This window comes from Croceibacterium xixiisoli (genome assembly GCF_009827305.1).
Taxonomy (GTDB): domain Bacteria; phylum Pseudomonadota; class Alphaproteobacteria; order Sphingomonadales; family Sphingomonadaceae; genus Croceibacterium_C; species Croceibacterium_C xixiisoli.
Window position 1 is genome coordinate 895,247 of sequence record NZ_WTYJ01000002.1, and the last position, 19,671, is coordinate 914,917.

Sequence of the window (19,671 nt, forward strand, 5' to 3'; positions counted from 1 at the left end):
TGGAAATTCCCCCAAAACCCGAATGTGTTATCATGAAATGGCGACGACGACTTTGCCGACCTGATCGTTCGATTCAAGATAGGCATTGGCGTCACGCAGGCTTTCCAACCCGTGGAAGCTGCGGGCAATGACAGGCTTCAAATGACCACTGGCCAGGCCGGCCAGAATTTTCTCCTGCGCTGCCTGGTAACGATGCGGATGGTTCCAGATTTCACTGGCGATCCAGCCGCGCATCGACAGGCCCTTGTACGCGCATTGCCAGTGCGGATAGGGCGTGGGTTGTTCGCTGAGGCCGCCATAGATGAACAGGATGCCACGCGGCGCCAGTGCTGTGGCGAGCGTTTCCACATAGGGGCCACCCACGGGGTCGAATGCCGCACGGGCGCCCTTGCCGGCGGTGATGTCCATCACACGCGCAACCAAATCTTCCTCGTCCGTGGCAACTACATGGGCGGCGCCCTGCGCCAGCAATGCATCCCGCTTGGCCGATGTGCGGGTGCAGGCAATGGAAACCGCGCCGGCCCAATTGGCCAGCTGAATGGCGGCAATGCCAACGCTGGATGATGCCGCGCGGATCAGAACCGCGTCATTCAAGCCAATGTTTGCAACCTCGATGATGGCATAGGCCGTCATGTATTGCATCCAGATCGATGCCGCTTCGATGGCGGACAGGCCAGGTGGGCAGGGCAGCAGGATCCGGGTCGGCACGATAGCCTGCTCCGCCCATATCCCATATTCACCCTGACGGATCATCGGCAACACGCAAACCCGATCGCCCACCGCAAAATCGGTGACACCATCACCAAGCGATTCGATGATGCCAACCCCTTCATATCCGATCAGGCTCGGAAGCTGCGGTGCGACCGGGTAACGACCGGCCCGATACATCGCCTCTGCACGGTTTAGACCGACGGCCTCCACCCGGATGCGCACTTCTCCGACTCCTGGTTTCCCGATGTCGATATCATCGATCTGCAGCACTTCCGGGCCACCCAGTTCATGCATGCGTATTGCCTTCACCATGGCATCTCTCTCCCATTTTTCCGGAGGAATTGCGCGCCATGGGCGTGATTGTCCAGCCCTGCAGACGTTCGGATGTCTCTTCGTTGAGAGAGAAAAATGCCCCACATCAGGGGTGTCAAGCGCCACGCATTTGCGCTGCCGTCCGTGCGTGTCGCTGCCCTATTTGTGAAAGTCACAAATATTCAGCATCAGGCGTACGGGCTGTAACAATCAGGCAAATGATACACTACTGAAACGTTCTGGTTACAAACATATGTCAGCGAAAATGTTCTTCATTCAGTGCCGGCCCTTTCCCCATGCGGCGTTGTTTCTGACATAAAATGTGAGGAAGGACGCCGTGCTCATACACAAAAGTTCTGGTAAAAACGCCGCTCAATCCCAAGCATTGTTTAAAATGTACTATAAAACATAGATTTCTTCTCAAGTTACATTTTTGAAATGGATATTGATAAAATCTTTCATTGCATCGCTGGACAGTGGAATATTTGAGTCATATGAAGTGATGATTGGACCCTGCACTTCAAAGACAGGGCCATAAAAGGGGGAGGATGCCAGCATGACAGCAGCGTAACGTCGGTCGTATTCTGTACGATGGGCTCTGTTGTCTCTGCATCTCCTGAAATTGCTGTTCGTTTCATGGCGCCAGCGGTGCCGCTGTTGGCGCGCCTTGTGCAGAAGGAGCATCAAGTGGGGAGATTGAGCAATTCGGGCCTGGTAAAGGCTCTGCTGCTGGCGAGCAGCGCGGGCTGCTTTGCAGTGGCCAGTCCTGCCATGGCGCAGGATGCGGAGCCGGAAACGGGGGCCGAAAGCAGGGACAATGCCATCATTGTAACCGGTTCACGCATCGCACGGCCGGATTTCGTGGCCGGCAGTCCGACCGTTTCGGTCGATTCAACCTTTCTGCAGCAGTCCAGTACCGCCGCTGTCGAACAGCAACTCAACCGGTTGCCGCAATTCGTGGTATCCCAGTCCTCCACCGCCAAGAACAATGAAGGCGGCCTGACCCCCGCTGGTGGCGATATCCAGCCCAACGCCACCAATACGCCTGGTGCCGCCACGGTTTCGCTGCGCGGGATCGGGTCCAACCGCACCCTGGTGCTGATCGACGGGCGCCGCGGGACACCGGGCAATGCGACAGGTTCCGTCGATGTTTCGACCATACCAAGCTCCGCGCTGGAACGGGTCGAGGTGATCACGGGCGGCGCATCGGCGACATATGGCGCGGACGCAGTGGCGGGTGTGACCAACTTCATCCTGAAGAAGAACTTCCAGGGGATCGAACTGGATGCGCAAGCGGGCATGAGCCAGTACGGCGATGCCTTCGAATATCAGATCTCGGGCATTATCGGCAGCGACGTGGCTGATGGGCGCGGCAATGTCAGCCTGGCCATGTCGATCAACACGCGTGAGGATTCGCTCTACGCGGATCGTCCCTGGTATCGTGATCTTTGGGCGGACCCCAGCACCACATCCGGGCAGTTCTTCTTCGTTCCCCGCCCCGGCGTCACGGGCCTGGGCTTGCCGGCCAATTGCGCTGCCCTGCCGCAGGGCTGCGTGCTGAGCAATATGTTCCCCGGGGCCAATCCTGCCGTTCCGAACAACACCAATGCCGTCTACTTCAATCAGGATGGATCGATCTTCACCACCGGCTTCAACGGGCGCGGCGGCTCGGCGGCCTGGAAACCGTGGGATGCACAGGATCGGGGCGCGTTCTGGAAAACGACCGATGTGGGGACCCTGTCCTACATCAATGCACTGACCTACCTAACGGTGCCGCTGACGCGCTACAATGCGCTGGCGCGGGGCAATTATGAAATCAACGACTGGATTGGCGTGTTCGGGCAGGCGATGTTCAGCCAGAATCAAACCCGCACCATCCAGGAACCCGGCCCGATCAGCGGGGGCTGGGGGGTCAGCATGCCCTGGGGTGATGGGCGTTATGTCGGCAATGCGGCAACGCCGTCATCGGTTCTTGCCAATGGCACGACCAATCCGGCGTTCCGCAATCTTTACGGCGGGCTGCTTGCCTGTGCCAATGGCCCGAATGGTTGCAGCAACACCGAAGTGTTTCAGGCCGTCGTGCCGCAAAGTCTTCAGACACTGCTGAACGCGCGGCCCAATCCCAATGCCAGCTATTCGATCACCGGCTTCTTGCCCAATCCGCGTGAGACCTTTTCGAGTGTTTCCACCTACAACATGGTGGCTGGCTTTGAAGGTTCGGTACCAGGGACCGATTGGACTTGGGAAGCTTTCGTCAATCACGGTGAATCGACGACATTCTCCTTGCAGACCGGAATGTACTCGCTGGAAAGAACCCGTGCTGTCTTCACCTCTCCCAACATGGGCCAGGGTTTCAGCTTCACCGGCAACCCGACCGGCGGCGGTTTTGGCGCCTCGACCGGTTCTTGCGCCAGCGGACTCAACTTCTTCGGTGGCTACGAGGGGATCACCCAGGACTGTCGGGAGGCGATCGCAGCAAATGTGGCCAACCGTTCTCAGACGCGACAAACCATTGCGGAATTCAACATCCAGGGTGGGCTGATCAATCTGCCTGCAGGGCGGTTGCGGTATGCTCTGGGGGCAAGCTACCGTGAAAATGTCTACCGTCTGGACAACGATACGCTGGCGACCGCTGGCCAATCCTTCCTGGATCAGGTGATCGGGATCTACCCCAGTTCCAACATGCTGGGGCAGATTGATGCACAGGAAGTCTATGGCGAACTGCTCATTCCGGTGCTGTCGGATGTGCCATTGATCAAGCAGTTCGATCTTGAGGTCGGCGGCCGTATATCGAATTACAACACCACGGGCACCAGCTACACCTACAAAGTCTTGGGTGATTGGCAGGTCAACGACTGGCTGCGCTTCCGGGGCGGGTTCAACCGCGCCGAACGGGCGCCCAATATCGCCGAATTGCTGCTCACGCCGCAGCAGGCATTCCGGACCGATATCATTGGCGATCTATGCTCGACCCGGCATAACAATCCGGCTTCGGCCAATGCTGCCACCAATGCCGGCGGCGCAGCGGCGGCGTTGGATGTCCAGGCCGTCTGCATGGAATTGATGGCGCGCGACAATGGCGGTGTGTTCATCGCACCGGATGCTGAGTTCAGCTACTACAATCCGGTCGATGCCCAGACCCGCCAGCCCACGGGTGGGGGAACCGGCTTCTCCTACGCCATCGGCAACCAGGTTTATCGCGATACGATCGATGCCTCGACCCCGGCGTTGCGACCGGAAGTCGCGGATACCTGGACGGCCGGCTTCGTCGTGCAGTCCCCGATTAGGGGCGGATTGCTGTCTCGCTTCAACCTGACTGTCGATTATTTCAACATCTCGATCAAGGATCCGATCGGGCAGGTGGGGGCGGGTGCCCTGCTGCAGTTCTGCATCGATCCGCAGTCCAATCCGCTGGTAACCGGAGCCAGTGCCGGCGGGCTTGGTTCTGCCCAAAGCCGTACGGCAGCACAGGCCGCGATCCAAGCCATGGCGTGCAAGAACGTGGCGCGTAATCCGACCACCGACACGGGCAATTTTGGCCAGCTCAACAGTGCCAAGATGTATGGCACTTACACCAATGACGGCAGGATTCAGCTGTCCGGAATTGATGCGCAACTGAGCTGGGCCATGGATGCGGGCCCGGGTGTACTCTCGCTGAACCTCAACGGCAGCTACATGATCGATTTCAAGGTCCAGGAAACGAACAGCGGACCATTGGTGGATTATGTCGGCACCACCGGCGCCACGGTGAAGGGGCTCAATTCCGGTTCCTCGTTCGAATATCGCATCTTTGGTACGGTGGGTTATCGCTGGGGACCGGCCAATCTGTCCCTGCAGTGGCAGCATATGCCGGCGACCGAAGATGCCAACGAAGCGCTGTTCATGAACGGTCTGGCGGCGCAGGGCACCGATCAGGATGGTCTGCCCGCGTATAATCTGTTCAATCTCAATGCGAGCTACGAATTGAACGACAACGTCCGCCTGCGGTTCGGGGTGGACAATCTGTTCAACAAATGGCCGCCGCGGACCAATATCGATGTGAATGTCGATCCGAGCCTGGGCCAGTTGCCAGGGGGCGGTTTCAACCTGCTGCACGATGTCCAGGGGCGCCGTTTCTCGATGGGGGCAACTCTGAAGTTCTGATACTGCATGACCAATAAGCGGGATGACGCCCTTCTGCTGAAGAAGGGCGTCATTGCGTTATAAGGCCCGCCCGTGCGGCAAGAAATGGCTTCGTCCGGCGCATTTGCGCTTTGCCGAACTGCGCCGGAGCAGCCATTGTCCGGCCCTCCTGAGCTGCCAGTGAATCACCCTGTTTCGCGCAGCCCAAGTGATAAATCGGTCCTGATCGCGGGCCATCATCATCGGACCGAAGGGCGAATTTGTGACGAAAAATATTCTGGTAACGGGCGCTGCCGGCTTCATCGGCGCTGCTGTCAGCAAGGCCCTGCTTGCCCGTGGCGACAGCGTGATCGGTATCGACAACCTCAACGATTATTATCAGGTCTCGTTGAAGCGGGATCGGCTGAAAGATGTCGCCGAAAACGCCGCTGGTCGCTTCCGGTTTGTCGAGGCGGATTTCGCCGATCGTGCTGCGCTGGGTCAGGCTGTGGCGGGGCAGGATTTCGACACCATCCTGCATCTCGGCGCGCAGGCGGGCGTACGCTACTCGCTGCAGAATCCGCATGCCTATGTGGAATCCAACATCATGGGCCATTTGAACATGCTCGAACTGGCCCGGCATCGGGATTCCATGCCGATGGTCTATGCCAGCTCCAGCTCCGTTTATGGTGGCAATGACAAAGTGCCCTTCGCGGTGGATGATCGGGTCGACCATCCGCTCTCGCTCTATGCCGCCACCAAGAAGGCGGATGAGCTGATGAGCGAAACCTATGCCCATCTCTATCGCATGCCGCTCACGGGGCTGCGCTTCTTCACCGTCTACGGCCCCTGGGGCCGACCGGACATGATGATGTGGATCTTCACCTCGAAAATCCTGGCCGGGCAGCCGATCCCCGTTTTCAATCACGGCGATATGTTTCGCGATTTCACCTTTATCGATGACATCGTCGCCGGCGTGATCGCCTGTCTGGACAATCCCCCGGCAGATGACGGCATGCTCAAGCCGGGTGGCAGCACGAAGCCGCATGCGATCTACAACATCGGCAACAATCAGTCGGAACGGTTGATGCGGGTGATCGGCCTGCTGGAAGATGCCTGTGGCCGCAAGGCAGAAATCGAAATGCTGCCGATGCAGGCGGGCGATGTTCCACGCACCTTCGCCAACATCGATGCGATTGCAGCCGATCTGGGTTATGCGCCGACCACCTCAGTCGATGTGGGCGTAGCCCGCTTCGTCGACTGGTACCGCCAATATCACGCCGTGTAGCGGCATGTTCGTCGGGCTGCCGCAGCGGATCGCGCGGCAGCCCGACGAACATGGATTTAAAGCTGCCTGACGCTTTCCCGCGCGCGCAGTTTCCAGACCGGGATCTTCTCGGCCAGCTTGCCCCGGATCGTCTCTTCCTCGCGCTGCAGCATCAGCAGGCTGTCCCACAGCGTACCTGCGGTGACATCGGGCGTCGGCAACACGTAATCGGTCGATCCGAAAAGGTCGCGATTGATGCCGACCGCCTTGACCGAATAGGCGATCGACAGCGTCGGCACGCCCTTGGACAGGGCGCCGATCGTCGCATGCGTGCGCGCGCCCATGAAATAGCGGCACTTGCTCAGCACATGCTTGATCTGCGAAGCATTGAGCAGATCCGGCGTCATCGAAATGCGCGGCCCCAAATCCTCCATCCCCTCGATCAGCCGGCTCATATAGGCGCGGTCACTGTTGTCCCAGGTGCCGGTCAGCGGATCGACATGCGGGATCATGATCACCGACAGGCCGGTTTCGGTCGCCACGCGCCGGATGAAGGCCTTGATATCATTGTCGAAAGCTTCGCGCGACGCATCATCGACGCGGAACTTGCGCACCAGCGGGCTGACGTTGAAGCCCAGCCATTCATTTCCTTCCGGCATGAAGCTGCTCGTGTCGAACTCTTCCGCGTCCAGCACGAAGGCCGGGTCCGCGACAAGGTGCACATTGGTGATGCCCAGCGATGTCAGATAATCCAGGCTCGCCGTCTCGCGCACGCTGATCGTGGTATAGCGCTTGAGATGGTCGACCATCTGGCGCTCGGTCAGCGAATCCTTGAACGGACCGACCGACGCCGCCAGCAGATGCGTCGGCTTGCCCATGCGATGCGCGGCATCGACCAGCCCGGCCCAGAAATACAGCGCGTTAAGGCCGTAATCGAAGGAAATGATATCGCCGCCAGTCATCAGCACGGCATCGACATCGGCCAGCAGTTCCCGGCTGCGGCTGTCGAACTGGATGGGCAGGGCGCCCAGATTGCGCACCGCCGGCAAAGCCTTGAACACCCTGCCATAGATTTTCAGCGAGGTGGGAAAATCAGGCACCGGCACAAAGCTGATGCCATGCTGTTCGGCATCCGGCCATTGCCTGCGATCCAGCGCCGGGTCATGGCTGGGGCACAGCAGCTGCGCTTCGGGATATTTTTCCCGGATGATCTTGGTGTTGGACCGGATCAGCGCTTCGCAGCCGCGATTGGCCATCGAAACCTGGCCGAGATAATAGAACTTCATTCTGGGTCTCCGGGAATAATGCTGCATCGCTGCCGCGCAAACGCGGTCTGCAACGCCCGTAAAATCTTTCGAAGGCAGCATTGCGTCGGCGCATTGTGCAATGCAATAGGCGTGTAAATTTACATCACGGAGTGGCAGGGCAATGAGCGGGCGAAGACTGATCGTGACCACGCTCGACCTGCCCTATCCGCCCAATTACGGGCACAAGGTCGATCAGTTCAACCGCTGGAAGGGCTTTGCCGAGGCTGGCTGGAAGCTGCGGCTGATCTGCTGGAAATCGCCCATCGATCCCGAAGGGGCGCCCGGCGATCTGGACGCCTTGCGGTCGATCTTTGAATCGATCGAAGTCATCCCCATCGGTCACGATACGGGCAGCTTCCTGCGCCGCCTGGTCCGCTTGCCGCTCTATCCCAGCCATGTTTCCGCCCGCATCCCCGATCGCGTCACGTTGAACCGGCTTACCGCAGAAGCGAAGGCCTTTGCGCCCGATGCGGTGGTCAATGACGGCATTTACGGCGGCTTCCTCGGCAATCATCTGGCCAGGGCTTGCGGCGTCCCGGCCATATTGCGCGGCCACAATGTCGAATTCCGCTATTTCGCCCAGCAGTCCCGGCTTGCCCGCAGCACCAAGGCGCGCATCACAACCACGCTCGCCCGCCTGGGTCTGAAGCGGTGGGAAGATCGAATGACCCGGGAATCCGCCTGGTCGTTCCAGATTTCCGCCGATGATTTCGATTACTGGCGCGGGCAGGGCGTACAGAACCTGTCCTGGGCGCCCACCGTCTATCCCGGTTCGGCCCATGGTACGCTGATCCCGGCAACGGAGCGGCAATTCGATGTCGGCTATATCGGCAATATGCGCCTGCCGAACAATCTGGCCGGGCTGATCTGGTTTGTGAACGAAGTGCTGCCCATCCTGCGCCAGCTCCGCCCCGGCGTGACGCTGCGTTTTGCCGGCGCCAACCCATCGCAAGAGGCGTTGGCCCTGTTCGCCACCGCGCCCGATATCGTGCTGGTGCCCAATGCCCCCAGTGCGGACGAAATCCTTGCGCAGTCGCGCGTGCTGGTAAACCCGATCCTGTCGGGCAGCGGCGTGAATGTGAAATCGATCGACATGCTGCGCTATGACGCCCCGATCGTCACCACCCGCATCGGCGTGCAAGGATTCCCCGCCGACATGCAGGATCAATTCGTCGTGCGCGATGATGCGGCCGGCTTCGCGAAGGCCATTGCAGAAAGTCTGGCCGATCCGGTCGCCCCGGCGGGCCGGGCGGAGGCTCGCGCCGTGTTTGGCCAGACGGGCCTGGATGCCCAGATCGCCGAATATCAGCGTCTGCTGCGCCAAGGCTGACGCGCCAGACCGCCTGTCGCAGCGGTCGGCGGATAATCTGATTTCGATATAATGATTTATCGCGCCATGCCTCGCATGGTGCGTCGGCTTGTCGTGCCCGGCGTCAGCATCATTCGGTGCAAACAGGCGCCAGCATTGCGCAAAAAAAAATGGCCCTCCCCGAAGGGAGGGCCAGATCATGTGTCGTCTTATGATTACGCGGATCAGAACTTGAAGTTCGCACCCATGTAGAAGCGACGACCGTTGATGTCATAGAACGTGTCATTATACGTGCCGCCCGGCAGCTGGCCGGTCGTCGCAGGCGAAGTGTTCGCCGTGTTTACGCCGCTGAGCGGCGGTGCACGGTTGAACAGATTGTCTACACCGAAGCGGAGGCCAACATTTTCCGCAGCCTGATAGGTCACGTTGAGGTGGAACACATCATATGCCTTGGCGCCGGTAAGGGTCGACGTCGGCAGCAGAGCCGAAGACGCGTCCTTCACCGAAGGCAGGTGCTGCCACTGGAGCGAAGCCCCGACAGCGCCGACGCGGTAGCCGAGCGTGCTGAACAGGCGGTAGCGATATGCACCCTGGTTCAGACCGTTTTCGGTGGTGCCGAAGGTGCCTGCATAATCGACCAACGGGTTGGTCGGAAGGTCAGCTGATTTGAATTCGAGCTGATAGTTCAGCATCGAATTGATGCTCAGCGTACCCGGACCAACATCGAAGCCCCAATCGAGTGCGGCATCGATACCGGAAACCCTGAAGCGGCCATTGTTCACATAGGTGAGCAGGACGTTGCCAAGGGCACCGGTCTGGTTACGTGCCACGTTACGGCAGAACACGGTATCCGCATTTGCAACCGGATCGGTCGCGAGCGGGTTCAGAGCCGGGTCAAAGCACTGCTGCAGAGCCGAACCAACGGTCTGGGCCGCAATCGCGTCCTTTACGCTGATGTTGTAGTAGTCGACCGTCAGACGCAGACGCGAAAGCAGCGCGCTGGAGAACGGAGAGGTGATCACCACACCGGCAGTCCAGGTGTCTGCCTTTTCCGGGGTCAGGTTTGCGTTGCCGACCAGGGTCGGGAACGAGAAACCGCCAACCGTGTTCGACTGCGGCTGAGTGACCGTGGTGCCCAGGTTCGCAGCGCCGCCGGCGATGATGTCACGCCAGTCATTGCCATAGAACTGGCTGTCTGCGGTCAGATCGCCCGACTGTTCCATCAGCAGGCCGCAGGTGGTCAGGACATTCTGCCAGCCGGTCGGGTTTGCATTCGGATTGGCCGAGAAGCTGCCCGGGTTCTGGGTCGAGCAGACGTCGCCGCGGTTGTTGCCGCCAAAGGTCTGCTGCGAAGCCAGGAACAGTTCGCCGATGTTCGGTGCGCGTTCTGCACGGTTGTAACCGCCGCGGAAACGCAGCCAGTCGGTTACCTGCCAGTCACCCAGAATCTTGTAGGTGTAGCTGGTGCCGGTGGTGCTGAAATTGGAAATACGGCCGCCGACTTCCAGGTCCAGCTGCTTGATGCCCGGGATGTCCGAAAGGACCGGAATCAGCAGTTCGCCATAGACTTCCTGCGTATCGATGAAGCCCTGGGCATTGCCGCTCGGGTAAATACCAAGAGCCTGATCCAGGAACGACTGGCCCTGCGTGGTCAGCGTATCGTTGATGAAGTTGAAATCAAGTTCACGATAGCTGGCGCCGACGGCTGCACGCAGCGTGCCGGCGGGCAGTTCCAGCAGGCCGCCCTGCAGGTTGGTTTCCACAATCGTCTGACGCACGGTCGAACGGTTGCGCAGGCTGCCCGTAACAGCTTCCCAGCAATTCTGCGAAACGCCTTCGAAGTTGTTGAAGGGGTTCAGGCCGCTGGTGCAGGTGCCGGTCGATGCGCCGAAGCCACCGCCAGACGGGTTGCCAACGAAGTTGAAACCTTCACCGAAATTCGGCGACGTCAGCAGGGTACGCAGGCGCTGTAGCGAGAAGATACCGGTCTGGTTGGAGAAGGTATCGGATTCGCCGTGGTTGACGAAAGCTTCCCAGGTCCAGTCGGTGCCCGGAATCTTGCCTTCGAAACCTCCCAGCAGGTTGTAGGTGGTGACGGTGGTTTCACCGGCGCGGGGAACCGGCAGCAGGCCACGCAGAGTGAATGGTGCATTCGGGTTCTCACGTGCGTTCAGCAGGGTCTGCAGATCCGCGGGGATCAGACTGCCGAACATGGCGCTGTTGGTGCAACCGCCCACAGCAGCAGTGGCGCAGGCAAACTGATTGCCGTAGGCTGCTGCGAATGCCGGGTTGGTGGGGTTGTCGGTCAGGATACCCGGCGTCGGATCAACATAGCCGTTGATGCCATTCAGCAACACGGAGCTGACATTGGGCGAATAGCCGTTCAGCGCACCACCGGTGTAGACACCGGAACCCCAGGGGACGAGGGTAGACCAGCCGCCGGTCAGCGGACCAGCTTCCTGCTGGGTGTTGGTCTGCACGCGGCTGAAAGTCGCCTGGCCGAACACGCCGATCCAGTCGTTGATTTCATAGTTACCGCGAGCCAGCGCGTTGTAACGCGTCAGCGGCAGGATCAGCATCGCGTCGGTGAAGTTGGGGCCAATGGTCCCCGCCGAGGTCAGCTTGTAATGGTTGTCGTCATTCGGGCTGTTGAAGCCGGTCGCGCCGCCACGGTTCACGAAATCGGTGGTGAACAGCGAACCATCCGGATTGGCGAAGAAAGTCACGCCTTGGTTGGTGATCGGCAGATTGCCGCGGTTCGGAAACAGTTCGTTGTAGATTGCGTTCGAATTCTGGATCGGGTTGCCGAAGGTGAATTCGATGCCGGGGTTACGAACGAAGAAGCCCGATGCCGTCGTGTCGGGATTGGCCCAGAGGTCCTGGAACCACTGGCGATCTTTGCGATAGTTGGCTTCGCGGGTGTTCATCGACATGGCGAAGCTCACGTTGCCGCGACCATCGTCGAAGTTCGTGCCCATGATGCCGGAAATCTGGTATTCGAAGCCGTCACCCTTTTCGGTGATGCCGGCCTGCGCGTCCAGTTCCAGGCCGCGGAAGTTCTTCTTCAGAATGAAGTTGGTCACGCCCGCAACAGCGTCGGCACCGTAAGTGGCCGATGCGCCACCGGAAATGATTTCAACGCGTTCGATCGCTGCCGAAGGAATGGTCGAAACGTCAACCACGCCCGATGCGTTGGAGGGGGTGGCGCGGCGGCCGTCAACCAGCACGAGGTTACGGTTGGCACCGATACCACGCAGAGAGATGGTTGCCGAACCCGGAGTGTTCGTCGCGGTCGGCTGAATGTCGCCGCCGGCGGTCGGGACCTTGGCCGGGCTGAACTGCGGCAGACGGTTGAGGTTCTGCTCGATAGCGGCCGTCGAAGACTGTTCGAGCAGCGCGCTGTCAACGGTCACGATCGGGCTGTTTGCTTCGAAGTCGCGGCGCTGAATGCGCGAACCGGTCACGACGATCGGTGCGGCAGCCTCTTCCGCTCCTGCTTCCTGCGCCATCGCCGGTGCGGCGACGGCTACTGTGCTGGCGCAACCTGCCAGCAACAGGGCCTTGTGAACCCCCATGTTATTGAACATCCTCACTTTGTGCTCCCTTCACGTAAAGTTTGGCTGCCAGTCGCAGCCGGTAATCCAGATCAGGCCGTGCGACCGAACATGGCAGCCGATACATTGTCGAAACAATGCGCAGCAGCGGCCGCTGCAGAACGGGTTGAATAGCCGGAAATATTGCGGGAATCGCATACGCCGCAACGTGCTTTGCGGGCTGATCGTGCGGTGGCGTGCACCGTTGCAATCATTGAGCATCCTCCCCTGATGGCCACCCCATATGACTCGGTGTGGTCCAATTCCCCCGCGTCTTATTGTCGCTAGTTGACGCTGTCCAGACGGCCAGATGGCGCCATTTGCCGATTGCGTCACATCGGGGTGGTTCAAGCGTGGATCATTCGCCTGAAAAATCGTTGAAAACCATGCAGATCGCAAATTGTATCAAGAGCTAATGAATTGAAATAAAACCGAAATGTTTCAGCATGTGTCTGCGCACAGAGGTGGGTGTTGCCAAGCTGCATCGGTCGTGGCTAAGTTTTGCGGACTGGGAGAAAGCTGGCGCATGTTGCCGAATTCTTCGGAATGCGGGTGGCTGTTCACCGATGGAAAATAACTCTACCGCATAGGTAGGCGCACAAATCTGGGGTGTTGGAGGGCGGAAGGCATGAGCGATCCCGGCGGCAGTGCTGCCAGTCGATCAGGCGGTGACGGCAGTGCAGAGCTGGCAAGGCCAGGGTGGCGCCGATTGCTGCGTGAACGCGCGCTTGGCGTCTGGACCCGGGGGGCTTTCGAACCGCTCACTGCTGAACAGCTCGACATCCTTACCACAGCCTTCGGGCCGCTGCTGCAGGATGTTGTTGCCATCGTGGAGGCCTTTGCGCTTGGCGCCCGGGTGACTGTCGGCGCGGGTGGCGAATTGCCGCCTGGCGTTGCCACCAGGCTGGATTTGCTGCTGAACAGTTTCGACGCGATTGCCGATGAACAGACCGCGCGCCTGCAACTGGACCGCGCCACCCAGTCACACGTCATCCAGAGCGATCTATGGCAGGTGCTGCACAAGGTGCGCGAAAGCGCGGAACTGTCCTATGCCCGTGAACGTGATCTGATAGAGCTGGATCGCCGCATCCTCATGATGCTGCAGACCGCCGGTCCCATGGCGCCCGCTGATATCTCCAGTGCCGTCGGCGTGGACAAGGCGCAGGTCAGTCGCTCGGTCAAGCGCCTGCTGGAATTGGGGGTGGCGGAGCGGGATCAGCTGCGCTCACCCCTTCGCCTTACGATCGCTGGGGAGGGGCTTTCTTCCCGGCTGCTGCGTCTCGCGGAATTGCGCAATCGCGAACTCACCTTCGACATCAGCGATGAAGAGCTGGAAAGCTTTTCGGACACGATCGAGCTGCTGGTCGATCGGGCTGTGGCGCTCTATGATCAGGAACGCGAACTGGCGGCGCAGGTGCCTGCGCGTGCAGACGGCGAGGCGGACGGGGATGCCGAGACGCGGAATTTCGAACGGCGGATCGAAGGTCAGCTGGTAATCGATCGCAAGCGGATCGTGCCTTCGCTCATGACGCTGCTGTCCTATTTCGCGCGCAGCGGCGGGCTGGCCTTCAAGCGGCTGACCGGATTGTCCCGGTTCGAAGCTTTCGTCATGTCCGAAGTGGGCCGCAGTGCTCCGGTCGACTGGTCGACATTGGTCAATAGCCTGCACCGCGATCACAGCCAGGCCAGCCGCACCCTGAACGCGCTGATGGAACGACGGCTGATCACCCGCAGCGGGCGCCCAGGGCGGCGACACGGGCGATTTTCCCTGACAGATGCCGGGCAGGAACTGTTCGCCATCATTCAGCAGGCCGGTAATGATCGCAGCACTTTCCTGATGGCCCCGCTGGAACGGGACAGGCGCGTGCGCTTTCTGGCGATCTTTGACAAAATCCGCCGCAATGCCTCGGCGCAGTTGGAACGCGAACGGGCCTTCGCCGAATTCGAACAGCATTGAACCGCCTGTTCGCAGGCTTGTAATTCCCCCGGCGCGCAGCGCGGCCGGGGGGTATCGCGGGGGTCAGCGGACCCGGCGCACCCGCACCGGTGCCTGCTTGTCGATCCGCATCAGGAAGCTGCCCATGGCTGCCCGCGCAATGCGGACAGTATCGCCACGGCGCGGAACGCCGAAATTGTTGGGTACGCTTTCGCTGAACAGCCATTGCGCCCCATCTTCCAGCTCCACCAGATAGACGCCGGGTTCACGCGGCTGGATGGAGGCGATGCGCGCCGTGATCTCGCTGGCTTCGCCGGCCGGGGTCTGGAACCGTTCAGCTGTGCGGATGCTGTCGCCGCCAAAGCCTGCGGTGTTGCCCGTCGCCGCCACAGGCGCACCGCCGCCGCGCGGAGCGGGGGCATTGCCCGGCACCGTGCGCGGATTGGCGCCGGCGGCACGGATATTGTTGTCGTAACAGGCCAGCCGGGCGGACGGATCATCGATCTTGGCGCATTCGCGCATGATGTTCAGCACCACTTCGCCATTGACCTGGGCGGTTGCCGGGGCGGTGGCGGCCAGCAGCGCGGCGGCGCCTGCCAGCAGATAGGTTGCGCGCGGCGCATTCATGGCTTTCAGACTCCCTCTCGTCGGCGGCGCGGCCTTTCCCTCGACCGGGCGGAATCGCCTGGCGATTCGGATCATCCGGAAAACAAGGGATTTTTGACGCAGCGACCGATCATTCCATCGATCTTTATCCTAGTGGCGACTGGCGCGCCCGTGCGCAAGCGGATTGCGGTGGAAGGCCACAACCCGCATGCCTGACCCGCCATGGCTAATCCGGCTTGGACAGCGTCCCTCGGCGCAGCTGGTCTTCTTCCATGGACCGAAAAAGGGCCGTGATATTGCCCTCGCCAAATCCCTCGTCGCCCTTGCGCTGGATGAATTCGAAGAACACCGGCCCCACCATCAACTGGCTGAATATCTGCATCAGCAGTCGGGGCGATGACCCTTCGGTGCTGCCATCCACCAATATTGCCCGCCGGCGCAATTCTTCCACCGGCTCGCCATGGCCTGGCAGGCGTTCGTCGAGCATTTCGTAATAAGTGTCGGGCGGGGGCGGGGCAAACTGCATGCCATGCTGTTTCAGACTGTCGAGCGCGGCATAAAGATCGTCGCTGGCCAGCGCGATATGCTGGATTCCCTCGCCATTGTAGGCGCGCAGATATTCGGCGATCTGCCCTTTCCCGCCGCTCTTTCCGTCGGCGCCTTCCTCGTTCAGCGGGATGCGGATGCGCCCGTCCGGCGCCATCATCACGCGGGTGTTCAAGCCCGAATATTCGCCGCTCACATCGAACTGCCGGAATTCGCGAAAACCGAATATGCGGGCGTAGAAATCCTGCCAATGCGCCGTCCGCCCGGCATAGACATTGTGGGTCAGGTGATCGATCGTGTGCAGGCCCGCCCCATGGGGATGCCGCTCCACACCGTCTTCATAAATGAAATCGATGTCATAGATCGTCAGATCATCGCCATAGCGGTCGATCAGATAGATCAGGGATTGGCCGATGCCGCGGATCGCCGGAATGTTCAGCTCCATCGCGCCGGTCGGTACTGCCACCGGCTCCGCCCCGCGCGCGATCGCCAGCGCATGGGCCCTGGCGGCATCGCGCACGCGGAAACCCATGCTGCACGCCGATGGGCCATGTTCGGCCGCGAAATAGGCGGCTGGGCTGCCGGGCTCGTAATTGGTGATCAGATTGATCCCGCCCTGCCGCCACAGCTGCACATCCTTGCTGCGATGGCGGGCGACCAGGCTAAATCCCATGCTTTCGAACGCCGGCTCCAGCACGCCTTTGTTCGGTGCGCAGAACTCCAGAAACTCGAACCCGTCGAGTTGCAGCGGATTGTCGAACAGATCGGCCATGGTTTCCACTGTAACCAATCTATCACTTTGTCTCAAGCGGTGACATATTCGGACGAAAATCATCAGCAATCGTCTGAATCTGCTTGATACTGCGGTATAACTGTGATTCTGTCGGCAAATGGTGCTGCCGGCGAAAAAGATGGGCTTGAAGGGGCGTATGTCGCAATTTGCGGCGCTGTCCTATCTGCTCCTGCTCGGCGGCCTGGCGCTGGTCGGGCCCTATGGCGCGCTCGCCTGGGCGGAAAGCTCGGCCCTGCTCGAAAAACGACAGGCGCATATCGCCGAGCTGGAACTTCAGCGGGCGGATCTGAGCAACAATGTCGATCTGCTCGATCCTGAGAATGCCGACCGTGATCTGGCCGCAGAACTGATCCGCGAAAATCTCAATGTCGCCCATCCGGATGATTACGTGATGGAACTCAAGCCCCGGCATTGATCCGATGCCGGTGGTACCATCGGCCGTCCCCGGCGGCCTGCACTATATCATGCACTTTCCTTGCCTTGGGCGCATCGCGGGCGTTGCCAGCGCCGCGTTTCACCGCCTATAGATGCCCGCGAAGAGGCGTCCATGCGGGACGCGAAAAGGGGAAAATGCCTTGGCAAGAGCCGCCAGTTCCACACCCGGGAAGCCCAAGCGGACACCGGTGAAGAGTGCATCGGTCGAATCTGCGGCAGCGTCCGCACCATCTGACAAGAATTCGGCCAGTGAAGATTCCGCCGGTGAGAATTTCGAACTCCGCAGCCTGCAGGATCGATTCTCCGAAAGCTCGCGCTTCGATGCAGATTCCGATTATCTGCTCCATCTCTACGAACAGATGCTGTTGATCCGCCGGTTCGAGGAAAAGGCCGGCCAGCTGTACGGCCTCGGCCTCATCGGCGGTTTCTGCCACCTCTATATCGGCCAGGAAGCCGTCGCCGTCGGCCTGCAGTCTGCGCTGCAGGAAGGCAAGGACAGCGTCATCACCGGCTATCGCGACCATGGCCACATGCTGGCCTATGGCATCGATCCCAAGATCATCATGGCCGAACTCACCGGTCGCCAGGCGGGTATCTCGCACGGCAAGGGTGGTTCGATGCACATGTTCAGCACCGAACATGCGTTTTACGGCGGCCACGGCATCGTCGGCGCGCAGGTCTCGCTCGGCGGTGGTCTGGCTTTCGGCCATAAGTATCGTGGCGATGGCGGGATCTGCCTCGCCTATTTCGGTGATGGCGCGGCGAACCAGGGCCAGGTTTACGAAACCTTCAACATGGCCAGCCTGTGGAACCTGCCGATCGTGTTCGTGGTCGAAAACAACGAATATGCCATGGGCACTGCGGTCAAGCGCAGCTCGGCCGAAACCGAATTCTATCGCCGCGGCACGGCCTTCCGCATTCCGGGCATGAAGGTGAACGGCATGGACGTGCTCGAAGTGCGCCAGGCAGCAGAGGTCGCCTTCGCCCATGTGCGCGAAGGCAATGGGCCGGTGCTGATGGAACTCAACACCTATCGTTATCGCGGCCACTCCATGTCCGATCCGGCCAAGTACCGGACGCGCGAAGAAGTGCAGAACATGCGCGAAAACAGCGACCCGATCGAGGGCGCAAAAGCAGAATTGATCAAGATGGGCATCGATGAAGAGAAGCTGAAGGATATCGACAAGCGTATCCGTGCTCAGGTGGCCGAAGCAGCGGATTTCGCCGAAAGCTCGCCACTGCCTGACGCTTCCGAACTCTACACCGACGTTCTGGTGGAGAGCTACTGATGGCGATTGAACTGAAAATGCCCGCCCTGTCCCCAACCATGGAAGAAGGGACGCTGTCCCGCTGGCTGGTCAAGGAAGGCGATCAGGTTTCCTCCGGCACCGTTCTGGCGGAAATCGAAACCGACAAGGCCACGATGGAATTCGAATCCATCGACGAAGGCACCGTGGGCCAGATCCTGGTTCCCGAAGGCACCGAAAACGTGAAGGTCGGCACCATCATCGCCGTGCTGGCCGCTGAGGGCGAAGATGCCTCGGCAGCAGCGGCCGCTCCGGCTGCGGAAGCCGCACCGGCAGCAGCGCCCGCCGCATCTTCTGCGCCGGAACGCCCGCGTCCGGTCGCCAAGGCTTCTGATCCTGAGGTGCCGGCCGGCACCAACATGATCAAGATGACCGTGCGTGACGCGCTGCGTGATGCCATGGCCGAAGAAATGCGCCGTGACGAACGTGTGTTCGTGATCGGGGAAGAAGTCGCCGAATACCAGGGCGCCTACAAGGTGACCCAGGGCCTGCTGGCTGAATTCGGGCCGAAGCGCGTGATCGATACGCCGATCACCGAATATGGCTTCGCCGGTATCGGCACGGGGGCTGCGATGGGCGGCCTGCGCCCGATCGTGGAATTCATGACCTTCAACTTCGCCATGCAGGCGATCGATCACATCATCAACTCCGCCGCCAAGACCAACTACATGTCCGGTGGCCAGATGCGCTGCCCGATCGTGTTCCGTGGTCCCAATGGCGCGGCCAGCCGCGTCGGCGCCCAGCACAGCCAGAACTATGGCCCCTGGTTCGCCAATGTCCCTGGCCTGATCGTGATCGCGCCCTATGATTCCTCGGATGCGAAGGGCCTGCTCAAGGCGGCGATCCGCAGCGAAGATCCGGTCGTGTTCCTCGAAAACGAACTGGTCTACGGTCGCAATTTCGAAGTCGCCCAGCTTGATGATCACGTCCTGCCGATCGGCAAGGCCCGGATCATGCGCGAAGGCTCCGATGTCACGATCGTGTCCTATTCGATCGGCGTCGGCCTGGCGCTTGAAGCAGCCGAAACGCTTGCTGGCGAAGGCATCGATGCCGAAGTCATCGACCTGCGCACGCTGCGTCCGCTGGACAAGGATACGGTCCTGGCCAGCCTCGCCAAGACCAATCGCCTGATCATCGCGGAAGAAGGCTGGCCGGTCTGCTCGATCGCGTCGGAAATCATCGCGATCTGCATGGAAGAAGGCTTCGATCTGCTCGATGCCCCGGTGCTGCGCGTCTGCAATGAAGACGTGCCGCTGCCCTATGCTGCCAATCTGGAAGCTCTGGCCCTGATCGATGCCCCGCGCATTGTCGCTGCGGCAAAGAATGTCTGCTACCGCGATTGATCGCGATCCGCTGTCTCCGATCCGGCCCAAGGGACCGGGTTGGGGCAGGGTAACAAAAAGCCGGGCGAATGCAGTGCATTCGCCCGGCTTTTTGCGTCTCGGTCT

General features: G+C 60.4%; 12 protein-coding genes. 7 read left to right on the forward strand and 5 right to left on the reverse strand.

Annotated features, from left to right (window positions below; genetic code table 11):
* Window positions 1–30 precede the first annotated feature (30 nt).
* Window positions 31–1,023: a zinc-dependent alcohol dehydrogenase family protein gene (locus tag GRI97_RS13210; RefSeq protein WP_161391624.1), complete on the reverse strand. Its 993-nt coding sequence runs from the start codon at window positions 1,021–1,023 to the stop codon at window positions 31–33.
* A gap of 687 nt (window positions 1,024–1,710) precedes the next feature.
* On the opposite strand from GRI97_RS13210, the gene GRI97_RS13215 reads away from it, so the two are divergent.
* Both GRI97_RS13215 and GRI97_RS13220 read left to right on the forward strand, forming a co-directional pair.
* Window positions 1,711–5,166 (forward strand): TonB-dependent receptor domain-containing protein, encoded by a 3,456-nt coding sequence (locus tag GRI97_RS13215; protein WP_161391625.1) that lies wholly within the window; start codon window positions 1,711–1,713, stop codon window positions 5,164–5,166.
* Between the two features lie 241 nt (window positions 5,167–5,407).
* Entirely contained in the window at window positions 5,408–6,412 is a 1,005-nt protein-coding gene (locus GRI97_RS13220; protein ID WP_161391626.1) for an SDR family NAD(P)-dependent oxidoreductase, read from the forward strand.
* A 56-nt stretch (window positions 6,413–6,468) separates the two neighbouring features.
* Here GRI97_RS13220 and GRI97_RS13225 read toward each other — a convergent pair whose 3' ends face one another.
* A complete protein-coding gene (locus tag GRI97_RS13225; RefSeq protein WP_161391627.1) occupies window positions 6,469–7,677 on the reverse strand; it encodes a polysaccharide pyruvyl transferase family protein in 1,209 nt (402 codons plus the stop codon).
* A 142-nt stretch (window positions 7,678–7,819) separates the two neighbouring features.
* On the opposite strand from GRI97_RS13225, the gene GRI97_RS13230 reads away from it, so the two are divergent.
* Window positions 7,820–9,028, forward strand: a complete 1,209-nt coding sequence (locus GRI97_RS13230) for a glycosyltransferase (protein ID WP_161391628.1) — start codon at window positions 7,820–7,822, stop codon at window positions 9,026–9,028.
* A gap of 203 nt (window positions 9,029–9,231) precedes the next feature.
* Here the strand turns inward: GRI97_RS13230 and GRI97_RS13235 are convergent, their stop codons facing one another.
* A complete protein-coding gene (locus tag GRI97_RS13235; RefSeq protein WP_235917787.1) occupies window positions 9,232–12,582 on the reverse strand; it encodes a TonB-dependent receptor domain-containing protein in 3,351 nt (1,116 codons plus the stop codon).
* A 646-nt stretch (window positions 12,583–13,228) separates the two neighbouring features.
* Here GRI97_RS13235 and GRI97_RS13240 point away from each other — a divergent pair.
* Window positions 13,229–14,557, forward strand: a complete 1,329-nt coding sequence (locus tag GRI97_RS13240; RefSeq protein ID WP_161391630.1) for a MarR family transcriptional regulator — start codon at window positions 13,229–13,231, stop codon at window positions 14,555–14,557.
* Window positions 14,558–14,620: 63 nt separating this feature from the next.
* Here GRI97_RS13240 and GRI97_RS13245 read toward each other — a convergent pair whose 3' ends face one another.
* Window positions 14,621–15,163, reverse strand: a complete 543-nt coding sequence (locus GRI97_RS13245) for a hypothetical protein (RefSeq protein ID WP_161391631.1) — start codon at window positions 15,161–15,163, stop codon at window positions 14,621–14,623.
* A gap of 205 nt (window positions 15,164–15,368) precedes the next feature.
* A complete protein-coding gene (gene hppD / locus GRI97_RS13250; RefSeq protein ID WP_161391632.1) occupies window positions 15,369–16,460 on the reverse strand; it encodes a 4-hydroxyphenylpyruvate dioxygenase in 1,092 nt (363 codons plus the stop codon).
* A gap of 157 nt (window positions 16,461–16,617) precedes the next feature.
* Here hppD and GRI97_RS13255 point away from each other — a divergent pair, with 157 nt between their 5' ends.
* The 3 genes from GRI97_RS13255 (at window position 16,618) to GRI97_RS13265 (ending at window position 19,566) form a co-directional block, all read left to right on the forward strand.
* Window positions 16,618–16,896 (forward strand): septum formation initiator, encoded by a 279-nt coding sequence (locus GRI97_RS13255; protein WP_161391633.1) that lies wholly within the window; start codon window positions 16,618–16,620, stop codon window positions 16,894–16,896.
* Between the two features lie 160 nt (window positions 16,897–17,056).
* Window positions 17,057–18,205, forward strand: coding sequence for a pyruvate dehydrogenase (acetyl-transferring) E1 component subunit alpha (gene pdhA, locus GRI97_RS13260; protein WP_235917788.1), 1,149 nt, complete (start codon window positions 17,057–17,059; stop codon window positions 18,203–18,205).
* The gene (locus tag GRI97_RS13265) at window positions 18,205–19,566 is read left to right on the forward strand and encodes a pyruvate dehydrogenase complex E1 component subunit beta (protein WP_161391635.1); all 1,362 of its coding nucleotides are present in this window, start codon (window positions 18,205–18,207) and stop codon (window positions 19,564–19,566) included. The genes pdhA and GRI97_RS13265 overlap by 1 nt, the downstream gene beginning before the upstream one ends.
* The last annotated feature ends 105 nt before the right edge of the window (window positions 19,567–19,671 follow it).

Coding starts and splice junctions, on each gene's coding strand:
- GRI97_RS13235 (WP_235917787.1), bottom strand. CDS start 12,582: ATGGGGGTTCACAAGGCCCTGTTGCTGGCAGGTTGCGCCAGCACAGTA.
- GRI97_RS13255 (WP_161391633.1), top strand. CDS start 16,618: ATGTCGCAATTTGCGGCGCTGTCCTATCTGCTCCTGCTCGGCGGCCTG.
- GRI97_RS13240 (WP_161391630.1), top strand. CDS start 13,229: ATGAGCGATCCCGGCGGCAGTGCTGCCAGTCGATCAGGCGGTGACGGC.
- GRI97_RS13225 (WP_161391627.1), bottom strand. CDS start 7,677: ATGAAGTTCTATTATCTCGGCCAGGTTTCGATGGCCAATCGCGGCTGC.
- hppD (WP_161391632.1), bottom strand. CDS start 16,460: ATGGCCGATCTGTTCGACAATCCGCTGCAACTCGACGGGTTCGAGTTT.
- GRI97_RS13265 (WP_161391635.1), top strand. CDS start 18,205: ATGGCGATTGAACTGAAAATGCCCGCCCTGTCCCCAACCATGGAAGAA.
- GRI97_RS13210 (WP_161391624.1), bottom strand. CDS start 1,023: ATGGTGAAGGCAATACGCATGCATGAACTGGGTGGCCCGGAAGTGCTG.
- GRI97_RS13245 (WP_161391631.1), bottom strand. CDS start 15,163: ATGAATGCGCCGCGCGCAACCTATCTGCTGGCAGGCGCCGCCGCGCTG.
- GRI97_RS13230 (WP_161391628.1), top strand. CDS start 7,820: ATGAGCGGGCGAAGACTGATCGTGACCACGCTCGACCTGCCCTATCCG.